Origin of the sequence: Enterococcus sp. DIV1206, from assembly GCF_051712485.1 — a bacterium.
In the GTDB taxonomy this organism is placed as follows: Bacteria; Bacillota; Bacilli; order Lactobacillales; family Enterococcaceae; genus Enterococcus; species Enterococcus faecalis.
In genome coordinates, this window is sequence record NZ_JBIOOZ010000001.1 from 2,632,782 (window position 1) to 2,648,115 (window position 15,334).

Annotated in this window: 11 protein-coding genes, 2 pseudogenes and 1 other annotated feature; of the genes and pseudogenes, 1 reads left to right on the forward strand and 12 read right to left on the reverse strand. The window is 39.2% G+C overall.

The window, feature by feature from the left end; translation table 11 throughout:
• Positions 1 to 34: 34 nt before the first annotated feature.
• From IGK86_RS13055 to IGK86_RS13095, 9 genes and pseudogenes are all read right to left on the reverse strand, one after another.
• Complete coding sequence (locus IGK86_RS13055; protein ID WP_438742556.1) at positions 35 to 3,949, reverse strand: WxL domain-containing protein; 3,915 nt, start codon at positions 3,947 to 3,949, stop codon at positions 35 to 37.
• Positions 3,936 to 4,295 carry an LPXTG cell wall anchor domain-containing protein gene (locus IGK86_RS13060; protein WP_104877041.1) on the reverse strand — a complete coding sequence of 120 codons (360 nt, stop codon included), beginning with the start codon at positions 4,293 to 4,295 and terminating at the stop codon, positions 3,936 to 3,938. Before IGK86_RS13060 ends, IGK86_RS13055 begins: the two co-directional genes overlap by 14 nt.
• A gap of 379 nt (positions 4,296 to 4,674) precedes the next feature.
• A complete protein-coding gene (locus IGK86_RS13065; protein WP_010713729.1) occupies positions 4,675 to 5,286 on the reverse strand; it encodes a YktB family protein in 612 nt (203 codons plus the stop codon).
• Positions 5,287 to 5,320: 34 nt separating this feature from the next.
• Positions 5,321 to 5,878 carry a GNAT family N-acetyltransferase gene (locus IGK86_RS13070; protein WP_002415462.1) on the reverse strand — a complete coding sequence of 186 codons (558 nt, stop codon included), beginning with the start codon at positions 5,876 to 5,878 and terminating at the stop codon, positions 5,321 to 5,323.
• An 85-nt stretch (positions 5,879 to 5,963) separates the two neighbouring features.
• Positions 5,964 to 7,184 carry a peptidase T gene (pepT, locus tag IGK86_RS13075; RefSeq protein ID WP_002408266.1) on the reverse strand — a complete coding sequence of 407 codons (1,221 nt, stop codon included), beginning with the start codon at positions 7,182 to 7,184 and terminating at the stop codon, positions 5,964 to 5,966.
• A 21-nt stretch (positions 7,185 to 7,205) separates the two neighbouring features.
• Entirely contained in the window at positions 7,206 to 8,849 is a 1,644-nt protein-coding gene (locus IGK86_RS13080; RefSeq protein WP_002368425.1) for a peptide ABC transporter substrate-binding protein, read from the reverse strand.
• 48 nt (positions 8,850 to 8,897) lie between these two features.
• Positions 8,898 to 9,143: a binding site (T-box leader), on the reverse strand.
• A 148-nt stretch (positions 9,144 to 9,291) separates the two neighbouring features.
• Positions 9,292 to 9,612, reverse strand: a pseudogene (locus tag IGK86_RS13085) (ABC transporter substrate-binding protein); the annotation flags it as partial.
• Positions 9,605 to 10,480 (reverse strand): annotated as a pseudogene (locus IGK86_RS13090) (iron chelate uptake ABC transporter family permease subunit); the annotation flags it as partial. The pseudogenes IGK86_RS13090 and IGK86_RS13085, both read right to left, overlap by 8 nt.
• The gene (locus IGK86_RS13095; protein ID WP_002354960.1) at positions 10,477 to 11,424 is read right to left on the reverse strand and encodes an ABC transporter permease; all 948 of its coding nucleotides are present in this window, start codon (positions 11,422 to 11,424) and stop codon (positions 10,477 to 10,479) included. The pseudogene IGK86_RS13090 and the gene IGK86_RS13095, both read right to left, overlap by 4 nt.
• A 184-nt stretch (positions 11,425 to 11,608) precedes the next feature.
• Here IGK86_RS13095 and IGK86_RS13100 point away from each other — a divergent pair, with 184 nt between their 5' ends.
• The gene (locus IGK86_RS13100) at positions 11,609 to 12,061 is read left to right on the forward strand and encodes a YueI family protein (RefSeq protein WP_010707017.1); all 453 of its coding nucleotides are present in this window, start codon (positions 11,609 to 11,611) and stop codon (positions 12,059 to 12,061) included.
• 214 nt (positions 12,062 to 12,275) lie between these two features.
• Here IGK86_RS13100 and IGK86_RS13105 read toward each other — a convergent pair whose 3' ends face one another.
• The 3 genes from IGK86_RS13105 to gshAB all read right to left on the reverse strand — a co-directional run bounded on the left by IGK86_RS13105 (position 12,276) and on the right by gshAB (position 15,268).
• Positions 12,276 to 12,377, reverse strand: a complete 102-nt coding sequence (locus IGK86_RS13105) for a putative holin-like toxin (protein ID WP_162780856.1) — start codon at positions 12,375 to 12,377, stop codon at positions 12,276 to 12,278.
• Positions 12,378 to 12,707: 330 nt separating this feature from the next.
• Positions 12,708 to 12,809 (reverse strand): putative holin-like toxin, encoded by a 102-nt coding sequence (locus IGK86_RS13110; RefSeq protein WP_224800345.1) that lies wholly within the window; start codon positions 12,807 to 12,809, stop codon positions 12,708 to 12,710.
• Positions 12,810 to 12,997: 188 nt separating this feature from the next.
• Complete coding sequence (gshAB, locus tag IGK86_RS13115) at positions 12,998 to 15,268, reverse strand: bifunctional glutamate--cysteine ligase/glutathione synthetase (RefSeq protein WP_016617384.1); 2,271 nt, start codon at positions 15,266 to 15,268, stop codon at positions 12,998 to 13,000.
• Between the last annotated feature and the right edge of the window lie 66 nt (positions 15,269 to 15,334).

Here is a 15,334-nt window from a genome sequence, read left to right on the forward strand (position 1 = left end):
AAGTTAGACTTTTTGAGGGCGATTTACTATTTTTTTAAGGTCCAGTGACTAAGTTCCACGTCACCGTTCCTTGATATTTCTCATTTATTTTCCCTTGATTGGCAGGGACTTCTAATTTCACATTGGCAAAATCAAAATCTAATTGATAGACATCATTACCTGTAAATTGGTTATTAAGAATTACTGGTGTAGATGTGCCGTCACTCGTCAAAGCTAACGGCTCCGTAATTCCAACTTTATTCGTTAATTCTGTGACTAGATTATAGTTTTCGATTGCTGCAACGTCTGCATTGCCTAATAATAAGCGCGTACTAGTTGGCAAACTATCGGCAGACGCTTTTAGCTGTGATAATTGTGCTGTCAACTGCCAATTGGGTTGGCTTTTCTTTATCCGTAAATACGGATTACGTGTGCCATTCCCATAATAATCAGCTGCTTTTTTCAGGCTGTACTGCTTAGTACTACCGCTAATCATAATTTTTCCAAAGTCAAACGTCGGCATACTAATGAAGCCTTCTTCTGCTGGTGTTGGCTCAATCGTTTGATCTTCGCCTTGAATACGCACAAAGTTACTAGCTGTTACTGCAGAAAAGTTCCCACTAGCTGTCATTTCTGCGGTTAATAGTTGCCTTGGTTCCCCAGTGATTTTCGCTGTGTTCACTGTCACTAAAGCTTCACCATTCACCGGAATTTCCACACCCAAGTTAACTCCTGTGCGCCATTGTTCTGCCGTCACTGGAATAATTTTATTTGGCGTATTACCAAGGCGAACAGCTAATTGGGTCGGCGCCGAAATACCTGCCGCCCATTTGGCCGTTGGTGCTAGTTTAACGTTGGTCAATGGATCTTCACTAGTGTTTTTTAGCCTAACTGTCCAAATCATAGAAGCTTCATTGGAGACAACTTCTAGTAACCGACTAACGGTCATTTCTGCCGTTGCTTGGACTTCCTCATAGACTGCCGTCATGTCATCTTTATCATCGTAAGTTACGGCATAACTTGGCGTTTTCGTCGTTTTCAACGCAGTTTTATCAGTACCTTTGTACCAACCTTTGAACTTGTAGTTTTTGTCCCCTACTGTGTAGGTGGCTGGCAAGGCTTTGGCACTGGTGTAGGTGAAGCTGTTACTTGTCATTGGTGTTTGTTTCCCTTGCGTGAAACCTGTCGGTGGCGTAATTTTAGCACCAGTGGCATCAACAAAGTTTTCGGTGACTTGTTTTCGTGTGACTTTATAGTTTATCGTTTGCTTGTAGTCGCTAGTTCCATCGAAACCAAATAATCTTGGTTGGGAATTTGCACTAGTTAGAAATAACAAACTAGGAAGGATATCTCTTGTTAGTCCTGATTGGCCCCACCTTGCCTTAACAGAAAAAGTATTGTTCGTCTCTCTGTTAAACACTGTTTCAAAACTAGTAAAACTAGTCGTTGCTGAATCCGATAGAAGGTTGGTGCCAATGTCACTAATGGTCTCGTAGTCGTACAACGTAATGGTTTTCGTTGTTGCTTCCACTTTGTCAACATACTTCAATTCATTCGTAATATCAAAGTTGTTCAACGCAAAACCTTTATTTAAAACACCTGTTGGTAGATCAGAAAAAAGTTCATAATCATTAGGAATCAAGACGTTTTGCTTTGTTTCTACTTTATAGCGATTAGCAACGGTCGCCTCTTTACTTCCCACCATTGGGTAAAGCGAACCTGTTGCTTCAAAGGGACTAGTGGCGGTTTTTCTGAAAAATTCTGTATAGTTTCCAGAAAGCGTAAGTGGATTCGTGAACGCTTGACCTTGTTCATCGACAAACTCTGCGTAGAATCCTGGGTGAACAGTGATTTCTTGGACTTCTTCATAAACCGCCGTCATATCATCTTTGTCATCGTAAGTGACGGCATAACTTGGTGTTTTCGTCGTTTTCATTTTGGTTTGATCAGTGCCTTTGTACCAACCTTTGAACTTGTAGTTTTTGTCCCCTACTGTGTAGGTATCTGGCAAGGCTTTGGCACTGGTGTAGGTGAAGTTCTCACTATCAATCACTACTTTGTTGCCTTGGGTAAAGCCTGTTGGTGGTGTAATTTTGGCACCGCTGGCATCGACGAAGTTTTCGGTGACACGGCGGTTTTCTAGATAATAATAGATGGGACTATCATCTTTAGAAATCACTACAATCCCCTCCGCTGGTCTCATAAATGCCATCCCTAAAGCGGTAAATGTTGTATTCGTTGGACTAACATTATATCGTGCTTCCGCCAATGAGAACTGGGTAGGATCTGCCATAGTGAATAAATCTCGATAGGTCAAATCATTAGGTATCTCAGTCTCTAAAACACCGGTAATAAAATTCTTTCTGCGAATACTAGCCGCTGGATAAACTTTGGCTGTTTTAGAATAATACGTTCCTGGGTTTTTCGTCAACGATTTATAGTATTTTGGAAGCGTAAATATTGATCTTTTCGCTCCATAAAAACTGAAACGCGTATCAGTCACGCCATAGAATACTTTCTCAGGAATCGTGTATTCTTTTACCATCCCATTATCTTTACCAATAATTTCCCCGATAATTTTTGGTGTTTCATCTGAAACATATTCTTGGAGATTCCCTTTTAAAGAAATTCCACTTGGATTGACTAAATTTCCTTGCTCATCAACAAAACTAAATTTAAACGTTTGTGCTGGTAAAGTTGTCGTCTCACCTAAATCCTCGTAGACCGCTGTCATGTCGTCTTGGTCATCGTAAGTCACGGCATAACTTGGTGTTTTCGTTGTTTTCAGGGCTGTTTGGTCGGTACCTTTGTACCAGCCTTTGAATTTGTAGGTCTTGCCGCCTGCCTTGTACGTATCTGGCAAGGCTTTGGCACTGGTGTATGTGAAGTCATTGCTCGTAATACTTGTTTGTTGCCCTTGCGTGAAACCAGTTGGCGGTGTGATTTTGGCACCTGTGGCATCAACGAAGTTTTCGGTGACTTTTTTATAAATAAGTGATAACTTATAATCGTTTTTTGGTAAAAAAGTTGCTAAATGTACTGAAGTTGAACTTGCTGGATTAGCTAAATAAGAAAAATAGTGTTGGATTTTATTCACTCTAGAAATACCTTCAACAGGTTCAGTTAATGTTTCATAAGAAGATATTTCAAACTTAGATTCATCAATCTTCGAGATGGTAGCTGGGGGAAGTTCTGCAAAATCACTTAAATTAAACAATCCTGAACTCCATAAATAAACTATAGGTGCATCAATCGTAATATCTTCAACATATTTAGGAGTTTGCAAAATAATATCATCTAAGTAGCGACGACGAGAAACAGCATTTAAATTAAAACTTATAGAAGGAATGGTGATATCAAATCCCGACATTATTTTAACTATCGGAACAGCTTGTTTTTCAACATTCGTTGTGATAATACTATTAACACTTGTTTTATCCATGGTTACCATGTTAGCTGTCAAGTTAAAGTCAGCCATTTGAATCTGAGTATTATTTTCTGCATCAATAGCTAGACCAAAAATAACTTCTGGAAATCTAATAATATTTGCATGTGTAAAATTTTTGTTTGCAATCAATGTCTTGATTTGTTGCTGCGCACTTGCTAAATTTCCTGCCTTAACCCCAATCGCTCGATTCTGGATTTGTACTGGGAGTTGCGGTGTGAGTTGCACCTCCTGCTGAGCTTCTGCTTCTTTTTGCTCCGCTTTCACTGGCGGTGCTTCCTTCTTTTCTACCGCCACTTCTGCTTGTTTCTCTGTTTCCTGTGTTACTTCTTCTCGACTTGTTTCAGTCGTTGTTTCTTGCGTTTCACTACTTGCTTGCGTTTCTTCCTTGACGCTACTTTCAGCGGTCGGACTACTTTCAATCGTGACGGTTTCCGCAACTGCTGTCACGCCCGAAAAGGCATTCACTAGCAAAGAACCACATAAGCCAATAGCTGCAAGACGTTGCCACTTAGTTTGCTTCATGTCGTCCCTTCTTTCTATGTACCATTCCGACAAGGCCAATTAAGACCAAGCCGAGAATGTTAAGATTTGCCTGACTCTTACTTCCTGTACGCGGTAGTTGTTTGTCACCAGTGGTAGGGGTGCCTTGACCGCCTGCCACACCTGCTTGATTAGTTCTCGTCTGTCCCGATACTTGCCCCTTAGGACTTGGCGCGTCTGTTTTCGGTGAGGGCTCTTCTTTCGGGGATACCTTTTTGTAAAATTCAATCCCCACCGAACTAGAACCACGTTCAGACGCTTCAACATTTATAAAAAAACTAGGGGAAAATAGTAGGCACGCAATCATTAAATAACGCTTTTTTTTCATTTAAAAACCTCCTTTTAAATCAACAACAGCTTTGAGCTTTTATTTCCTCATGCTCAAAGAACCTTTTTTATACCTCTATAATAACAAACAAAAAGCTTTCCAAAACACCATTATTTTCCATTTGACAACCCTATTTCCCACAAAACCCTTATATAACAAGCGTTTCGTGCTTTGTTATTTAAAATTATCCTTTGAAAATGATTGTCGAAACACGTTTATCCTTTAGAAATCGCCTTTAATTTCTTAAATTTTTGCTAACCAAACCTCAGAAAAGCTCACAATGTTAGTTTTCGATACTAACATTGTGAGCTTTTCTCATTTTTGACGATTAGATAATTCGATAAAATAACACTAAAACACAAAATGCTGTCTGTTTCTCTTATTGGGCAATAGCCAATTGGTACAATGGCAGGAGTTGTTGATAGGTTGCCAACATATACGCTCGTGCTTTTTCAGGGTTTTGCCACAAAGCACTATCTTTGGGAATGATGCGCCCAATTTCAAACTCACCTTTTTTTACATCTCTAAAACGAGTTAAGGCTTTTTCTAAATCCGTTTCCGGCAGCGGAGTAATTTGAGGAACCGTGTGATCCAAGGAAACATACGTATCTTCTGGTAATGCTTGGAATAATTGCTGATTCTCTAAAAAGGCTTGCGCAATCTGCTTTTCATTTTTAGGATTATCAATAAATGACAACCACATAAACACATAGTCGCCCCAAATGCCTAATTGAAAATGCGGCTGCATTTTATAGCCGCGCTTATTCGGACTGAGTGCGGACCAAGTATTTTCTGGTGGATACACGGTGCGACGGCGATGTTGCGCAATATGGACAAACAACTCCGTTCCTAGTTCAGGCGCTAGTTGTTCGGCAAAATACGTGTCTAATTCTTGAAAAATAGGTTGAATTTGCGCACGGATAACCGCCATTCGTTCATCTAATCCAGCAACTTCAAAGGCTGCGAATTCTTTTTCTGTAAACATCAACATTTCTCTAATTCCTCTCTCAACTTGTCTTACGCTTCTATTTTTGTCGATTTTGCCATGTTTCCAGTGTCATCCCACGATAAACATCTGTGACAATTTTCCCTTTACTAATTCGAGCATTGGGTAGTGTTCCTTCGTAGGTAAAACCAATTTTCTCCATGACACGACCAGAAGCTGGATTGTCTTGATCATGTAAAGCAAAGATTCTCATGAGTTTCATTTTTGCAAAACCCAGTTCAACTAACGCCGTCGCGGCTTCAGGCATGTAGCCATTGCCCCAAAAGGCACGGTTCAAGACATAGCCTAATTCTCCAACATTATTGGTTTCATTGACCCGCAAATCAATCGTGCCAATCATTTTGCCCGTTTCTTTCACTTCAATCCCATATTTTCCTAAAGGTTCCCCCATAAAATATTTAGCAATGTTTTGTCGTGTTTCAGCGATTGTTTGGTTTTTCAAAAACACATAGCGGACCGTTTCCTCATCTGAAGCATATTCGTACATATCTTCTGCATCGGCTAATGTGACAGGTCTTAAAATCAAGCGTTCGGTTTCAATTCGTTGGTTTTCTGCAAAAATCAATGGATAATTCATGAACAAAACTCCCTACTTTTCTACATACTTTACCGAAAAACAGCGAAACACGCAAGGAAAATCGGCATTTCCCTCGCGTGTTTCTTTAATTGGCGTTTAAGCGAATGATGGCAATGATCGTTTGAACAGCTTTGGCCATTGATTCAACGGTAATAAATTCATATTGCCCGTGAAAATTTTCGCCTCCTGTAAATAGATTAGGCGTGGGAATGCCCATGAAAGAAATCTTAGAACCATCTGTCCCGCCACGAAATGGTGTGATGATTGGTTCAATGTCACAACTTTCCATTGCTTGGACGGCCAATTCTACAGGCGTCCAATCTTTTTCGATGATTTCCTTCATATTATAGTATTGGTCTTGGAAAGTAATTGTTAGTCTGGGTTTATCCGCCAGCGCATTTAAACGTTGGACTTGTTTTTCCAAAAATTGCTTTCTCGCTTGAAAGTTTTCTTGATCATGATCCCGAATGATATAGACAAGTTCTGCTTTTTCAATACTTCCTGTAAATTTATTGAGTAAATAAAATCCTTCATTTCCACGTGTTTGTTCTGGTACTTCCTTTTGCGGCAGTGATTGATCAAGTTGTTCGCCTAATTTAATGGCATTTACTAACGAACCATAGGCCGTTCCCGGATGGACACTGGTTCCCTCAATTGTTATCACAGCTTGAGCAGCGTTAAACGTTTCATACTCGAAATGCCCCACGCGGCCACTGTCGATTGTATACGCAAAAGCGACTGGGAAGTTCGGCGCATCAAATTGATCGGCCCCGCGTCCAATTTCTTCATCTGGACCGAAGGCGAGCCAAACATCCCCCCGCGCTACTTCTGGATGTGCCAAAAAATACTCAACAGCAGCTAAAATCTCGACAATTCCCGCTTTGTCATCTGCTCCTAAAAGTGTTGTTCCGTCTGTAGTAATCAACGTTTCCCCTTGATACTCTTTTAAATTGGGAAATTCAGCAACCGATAAAACGATGCCTTGTTCTTGATTCAAGAGGACATCTTGGCCATCATAATTAGTGATGACTTTGGGACGGATATTTTCTGCTGAAAAATCCGCCGTATCCAGATGTGCAATCAACCCAATACTCTTCGCTGCAGGTTGGTTACCCGGCAACCGTGCCGTTAAAAAGCCGTTTTGTTCGTTATAATGCACATCGGCCAAGCCTAATTCATGAAGTTCTGTTTCAATCATTTTGGCTAAAACCACTTGACCGACCGTCGTCGGTGTGGTTTGACTATTGGCATCTGAACGGGTGTTAACTTTCACGTAAGTTAAAAATCGTTCGACTAATTTTTCCATTTTTTACTCCTTCTTCCTGAATCATTCTGTTAAATAAGCATTGCGCAAGTGGAAATAATCCCCATACAAGTGATAACTAATGCCTTTCAATTTAGGATTGATTAGATAATTTGAGGCACTTTGATACAGCGGTACTTGGGCAGCATCTTGGTTCAACAAGATGTCTTCCGCTTCTTTGTATTCTGCAAACTGTTTCTCTGGATTATTGGCATTAATCGTTCGTGCATCTTCTACCAGTTGGTCGTATTTGGCATTATGATAATTGCCATAATTGTAACTTGATTCTCCTGCATATAAGTTAAAGTAAGAGTCTAATTCACTACTGCCGGCAATCCATCCTGAAAGAGACAACTCATAATTTTTTTCACGTCGCGATTGGTTCACATTATTACTTGGTTGCGATGAAATGGTAATTTCTAAACCTGGCAGATTTTCTTGCAACTGACTTTGAACATATTCAGCAATTCGTTTTCCTTGATCTGTATCTGCCGCCAGCAAGGAAAGTTTCACTTTTTTACCGACATCCGCTTGGGCTTTCGTCCATTCAGCTTGAGCTTTTTTGACGTCATTTTTCAAATATTCGCCACTGTAAGCTCGGAAATCTTCATCTGTTTCTGGGTTCGCATAAAGTTTACTTGGAATCAATCCGTTGAGGGGTTTTGACCCATCGTTTAAGACACTTTGTGTTAAGGCTTCTTTATCAATTGCTTGGCCAATCGCTTTTCGTAAATGAACATTCGCTAATGGCGTTCCTTCTTTTTTGTTGAAATCTAAGAAGTAGTTGGCCACATCTGGATGACTGACATAGCCTGGGTCCTCTTGATATTGTTGAACATATTGTCCATTAATGCGAACTAAGTCTAGTTCATTCGCTTGATATAAATTAATCCCAGTATTATCTTCTTTGATTGTGCTAACCGCAACTTCTTCCAGTTTCACTTGATCCGCATCATAGTATTCTGGATTTTTTTTCAATGTCCAAGTATCTGAAGTCGCATCCCAATTGGCTAGCGTAAATGGCCCGCTATAAAGTAAATGTTCACTATCCAAGGCGTAATCTTTGCCTTGCGCTTCGACAAATTTTTGATTTTGTGGCGCTAACCAAGCAATCGAAACGACTGCTAAGAAGGAAGGTTGGGCCTGTTTTAATTCAACAATGAATTCTTTGTCATTAGGGGCTGAAATCCCTAATTCATCGACTGACTTTTCACCGTTGCGTATTTCAAAACTATTTTTAACACTATCTAGTAAATAGGCATTCGGTCCAATCGTCGCTGGTGTCACCAGTTTTTTCCAAGAATAAACAAAATCTTGGGCCGTGATTGGCTCGCCGTTGCTCCACTTAATCCCCTCCCGCAAGGTAAAGTGGTACTTGCGCCCATCGTCACTAATCTTGACATCTTTAGCTAGAGCTGGCACCGTGGCACTATCATCATCAAACCGATAAAGGCCTTCAAATAAATGTTGTGCCATTGTAAAGGTATTTTTATCTGTTGTTTGTGTTGTATCCAATGTTGAGATTGGTGCAGGTGAACTAATACTGATTTTTTGTTCAGCTGCTAAATTTCCCGAATCTACTTTCTCTGCCGCTTCTTTGGTTCCGCCACATGCGGCTAAAAGAAACCCTGTTGCAATCAAACCTACTACTTTTTTCCCCAATTTCATGTTGTTGCCCCCTCATATTTTTTAAACAAATAAAAAAGCATTCGTCCTAAAAAGGACGAATGCTTATGCAATCGCGGTACCACCTTTGTTGATCTCTTCGCTAAAAAAGATCCGCTCGTTTCCAGTACAATCATACTGTAGCGCTATAACAGGCGCACCTGAATTGGTTTAAGCAAACGGCTTCAACCAACCTGTTCAAAGGCCATTTTCCCCTTTAACGTCACTACCTCTTCTCACCAAACGAGGCTCTCTGCAAGCTATTTTAAAAAGTACTTTCCTTCTCATCACATTTTGTTCTTTTATTTGTTTCATCAATCATACTGATTTACGGATAGTTTAGCAAACATTTTCGAGGCCGTCAACTACATTTTTAATTTAAAACTTTTTTGTTTTTCATCAAAAAAAAGAAAAGAGGTTTCAATCCCTCTTTTCTAAAACAATTTTACTCTAATCCTTTTTTAACATCTTCTATCATCAAATGCATTGATTCTAATCCACCACCGCTTAGATACCAAACATCTGGTTGAAGCATAATGACTTTATCATTTTTACCAGCATCGGTTTTTTGAATCAATTCGTTTGCAGCGACGTTATCTTTTGAATCGTCGCCACCAATTGCTTTGGTGCGATCTACCACAAAGAGAATCCCAGGATTTTTTTCTAAAACATATTCGTAAGAAACACTTTGCCCATGAGTGGAAGCTTCAATCTTATCGTCTGCTGCTTTGAAGCCAAATGTATCATGAATTAAACCGATGAAAGACCTGTTCAACCATCAATTGGCCGAACACCAGTAAAAAGACTGCTATTAAACTCCCTGCCACAAACAGTTCTCGGTGGCGATAGGTTTTCATGAATTGATAACTCATATTGGCCACGATAAAACCTAAAAATGTAATCGGTCCCACTAATGCTGTTGATAAGCCGACCAGACTACTGATCAAACACAACAACACTAATTGAAACTGATTCACAGCAATCCCCAAATTCTGGGCTTGATGGTTCCCTAAATGTAAAACGTCTAAACGGTAACTTTCCCGCCAAAGTATCCCACAAATTATGAGTACCGCCACACCAACGAAAACGAGATACTGACTATTGACGTTACCAAAACTGGCAAACAACTTTCCTTGGAGTAAGTCGTATTCGTTAGGATCCATAATCACTTGTAAAAACGTACTAATACTACTGAAAAAAGTACCTAAAATCATGCCAATCATCAATAATAAAAATAAATCGGATTGATTTTTGCGTAATAGAAAATACGATAAACTAGTACTTAAAAACACCATTAAAAAGACGTTCATCAAAAACGACCCAAGACTTACTTGACCTAACGCTTGTGCGCCTCCTAAAAGAAAAAATAACACCGTCTGCACAAAGACATACAAGGAATCCATCCCTAAAATGTTTGGCGTTAGGAAATGATTTTGCGTGACCGTTTGGAAACTAATGGTTGAAAAAGCCGCAGCGATTCCGACAAATATAAAAGCCAATAACTTTTTCCCTCGTAACGCCAAAGCAAAGGACCAATTGCCATAAGTGTTATAAGTTAAATAACAAAGGCTCACAATTACTACGGCAGCTAAAAGCAAAAGTAATGAAAGCCATTTTTTTAAAGGCCGTTTCATTGTTTGCGCCCCCTTAGTAATAATAAAATGAACAAAATGCTCCCTAATGTTCCGACAACCACGCTGACAGGAATTTCATAGGGGGCAATCAATACTCGTGCTAAAATATCACAGATTAACAAGAACAAACTCCCACAAATCCCAGTTAACCACAAGGTATTTTTCATATGATCGCCATAACGTAAAGACACGAGATTGGGAATCACAACTCCTAAAAACGGAATATTCCCCACCATCAATAAAACGATGGCACTTGCTAAAGCAACCAGCGTCAAACCTAAAAACTGAATTCGCTGGTAATGGACGCCAAGACTATTTGCAAATGCTTCACCCATACCAACGACAGTGAAATGATAAGCAAATAAATAAATAACAAACCACAAAGGAATCATTAAGAATAACCATTCATAATTCCCTTTCATAACTGTGGAAAAATTTCCTTGTAACCAAGCAGACATATTTTGAACCAATTGGTATTGATAGGCAAAAAATGTGGCAATTGAGCCTAGAATGTTACCAAACATCACGCCCACCAAAGGGACCATCACTTGATTCTTACTTGGTAATAATCGAATGAGCGCTAAGAATAATAAGGTCCCGCTTAGCGCAAAAATAAAAGCAATTGCCGTTCGATAGAGAAACGGAGCTGTTGGGAAAAATAACATTGCGACTAAAATACCCAACCTTGCACTATCGGTTGTTCCAGCGACACTAGGAGCGACAAATTTATTTTGTGTGAGTTGCTGCATAATCAAGCCAGAAATACTCATCGTACTACCAGCAATGATTAAACTCAACGTGCGGGGAACACGGGTGGTAAATAAAACAAATTGTTGCTGCGCATCTAATTGAAACAACTGAGAAAGTGCAATGTCCTTCACCCCTATCACTAATGACAATAAACTGAAAAGTAATAGTAGAACAAACAAACCAATCTTTTTCATGAGAAAACTCCATTTTTATTTAATTGAGAATGATTCTCATTCTTAATTACAGTGTATGAGAAAACCATCACAAATGCAACCACTTTTTTTCCTTTCTTAAAAACTTCTTCTCAAGCCGACTGACCAACGACTTATCTAAGATATGCTATAATGGAGGGAAACGTTATGAAAGGAGTGTTACTGAATGGCGAATGATGACTTACAACAACGTCTGGATAAAGGAATGTACGGTACGCCCCTCGTCAATCCTGAAGAACAACACAAATATATGGGTACATTTCGTGAACGCTGCCGTCTCTCCATGACCGTCGCTGAAATGAAAGATACACAGAATCAACAACATTTATTAGAAGAATTAGCGAAGCATCCTGAAGTTACAGTACTTTTAAATGGCGAAATCTCTTCTGACCTGCAAAGTACCTATATTAAATTATTAAATCAGCATGGCGCAACCTTTAAGATTGTTAACAATTTTGTGGAGAACAACCCTGACTCTCTCGGCTTACTGTTAGCTGAAAAACATGCAGTCGATGAACCTGTGATTGACGTTACAGAAAAATATCCTCAAGCAACCGAAACGCCAAAAGAAGAGCCAACAGCTAAAAAAGGCTTCTGGCAAAAACTATTTCACTCATAAAAAGCTCAAGAAAAGTTATGAGTCATTGGATTGTTTAAACATAAGTTATGAGCGCTTCCATTTATAATAGAATTGTGCTATTATAAAGATGAAAAAGAGAGGTATGCGGGTACATACCTCTCCTTTATACCAGCGCCAGTTATAAGAACTGGTGGCTTACTGAGTTAAATTTTTGTTACTATTTAACCGTTCGGCCTGTCAAGCTTATGAACGGTTATTTTTTATTGTTTTTCGTTGCTTCAAGGATACCGAAAATCAGTAACGCAACAAGGGTTGCAAAACTAATCATCAATTCCAATGTCGCTTCGATTGACAAAAAAAATGCTCCTTTCGTTAAAGTGCATCGGATACACATAGGCATCACCTGCCTCTCTAACTCAGAGCCACCGTCATACAACTTTCATTGGTAATAGCTTTAGTATAACCTATTGGGTTCACTAAGAAAACGTTTTTATAGGAATTTTCTATAAAATGATATAAGTTATGAGCGCTTCCATTTTAAATAGAATTATGCTATTATGAAAATGAAAAGAGAGATATGCTACTACATACCTCTCCTTTTATACCAACACCAGTTATAAGAACTGGTGGCTTACTGAGTTAAGTTTTGAATCTTAACCGTTCGGCCTACGAAGCTTGTGAACGGTTATTTTTTATTGTTTTTCGTTGCTTCAAGGATACCGAAAATCAGTAACGCAACAAGGGTTGCAAAACTAATCATCAATTCCAATGCCGCTTCGATTGACAAAAAATGCTCCTTTCGTTAAAGTGCATCGGATACACATAGGCATCACCTGCCTCTCTAACTCAGAGCCACCGTCATACAACTTTCATTGGTAATAGTTTTAGTATAACCTATTGGGTTCACCAAGAAAACGTTTTTATAAAGAATACCGCCAAAAAATCTATTATGAATTTTTTGGCGATATTCTTTTTTTATTGAACCACTTCTGGGTATAAAAGTTTTAAAACGTCCATTGTCAAGCGTCTACCCTGTCCAGCGTATGGATACACATGCATGTGCATGGCTGGATTAAAGTTCGCTTCGATAATCCCGTACGTTAAGCTATCACGTGTGCCTTTTACGTCTTTATCAGGAATGATTAAATCAATGCCACAAATTTTGGCTCCTAAAGCAGCTACGGCCTCAATGGCGATTTGTTTATAACTATCATCAATGACATCGGTCATATCAATCGAATCCCCGCCCGTGCTAACATTAGAATTTTCTCGCAAGTACACGATTTGCTCTTTTTCTGGCACAGAATAGATAGTTAAACCTTGTTCTTTCAACATTAGTTTTTCTAAATCATTTAACTGGATTAATTCTAGTGGTGCACGGTGATTGGTCCCCCGCAATGGATCACTATTTTTAGCGGCCACCAATTCTTCTACAGTGTGTTTGCCATCTCCGGTAACATTGGCTGGCACGCGCAACATGATGGCTTTTACATCATTATCTAACACAAAGAACCGATATTCTGTTCCAGGTAAAAACTCTTCAATTAAAACCGCTGTGTCCTCTTTAAAAGCAATCCGTAACGCTTCCGTAAAGTCTTCCAACGAAGCGCCTTCTTTAAAAATGGTAATTCCTAAACCGTAATTCGTTGATTTTGGTTTCACGACAAACGCTTTATTGGCGTAGCGTAAATGTGCTTCTTGTGACTCAATAAAAGATGAAAATTCTTCACCGCCAGGCACATGGAACCCTGCTGCAGACAAAATTTTCTTTGTCACGGTTTTGTTTTCCATAATCAATGGTACCACGTAGTTATCTTTGCTAGTCATGTTGGCATTTTTGACGTATTCAATGTGCTCGCCATGTTGCAGTTTCAAAAATTGCTCTTGTTCATCTAAAATTTCGATTTCCAAACCTTTTTGAATCGCATCAAATAAGAAAATTTGTGTGGATAATTCCATCTCACGGAAACCAGCTAATTGATAAGGGCGTTCAAAGGCCATACTTTGATATTGGTTTCCAAAAATATTTCCCAGTTCACTGTTGGAGTTTTCTTGAATAATCGTCCACATTTTGCCAGAAACGGTGTCTTGTGGATTCCGCAGTTGTTGATAATACTTACCGACAACTTCTTTGCCTTTACGAATGCCTAGAGCATCTAACATATCAATCATTTCTGAAAAAATCCGATCGCCTTCTGCAATTAACTTAATCGTTTCATGAGGATGACCAAGAGCCACTTGTTCATTAAAAATATCGCCAGTTTTTACCCATTCATCCGCTTCTTCTTTTTCATCTGTCCACAATAAATACAACATGAAATAATGTAAGAAATCCACGGTATCTTCCACAATGCCTAAACGTGAAAAAGGATTTAAGTCTAAATTACGCAACTCGATATAACGAATACCTGTTTTAGGCAGATCAGACATTTGTTTCCCGCCACGTAAGCGTACAGGCGCATAAAATTCTTTTTCTTCAGAAAGTAAACCATTTTCCACCATGCGATGAATATCTTCTAAATAGCGTTCCAATGAGGCATACGATACTTTCACATTGTCATGATTTCTGTAGCCATACGTACTATTCCGAATACTGCGAATGGGTTCTTGCGGTTGGTCGTCATAGACTCTAAAGTAGCCGTCTTCACTAACTGGCGAAGCCCCAAAAAGATACGTAATTAACCAACGATAACGTAAAAAGTTACGGGCAACTTTCATGTACACTTTCGTTTTAAATTGTTTGCAATCTGTCACTTCGGATTGTTCATCATATAATTGCTGAATCAGGGCTTGGTCATATTCAAAATTAAAATGAATTCCGCTGACCATTTGTTTTCGTTTGCCATACTCTTTTGCCAAATAACGACGATATAACACCGCATCATATTGATCTAATTTAGCGATTTTAATCTCTTCATCTTTTGTTGGTAATTGTGGCGGCATACTTAATGGCCACAGCATTTCATCTTCTGGAATCGAACGACGAGCCACATCGTGAATGGCATCTAAAAAACGAAGCATTTCTGTGCCGCTATTTGCTACAGGCGTGATTAGTTCTAATTGTGTTTCACTAAAATCTGTTTGAATATATGGATGATAAGAACGGTTACCAAAAACCGTTGGATGATCAGTTGTCGCTAAAAGCCCTTCTCGTGTACTACGTTGGTTTTCTTTTTCTAAACCAAAACGAGCCATCAATACGTAAGGACGAACATTTTTCTTTTGCATTAATTCTCTATAATTCATCTTGTCGCCTTTCTTTCTACAAACTATCTGTTTCTCTTACTATTATATAGGAAAACGAGTAAATAT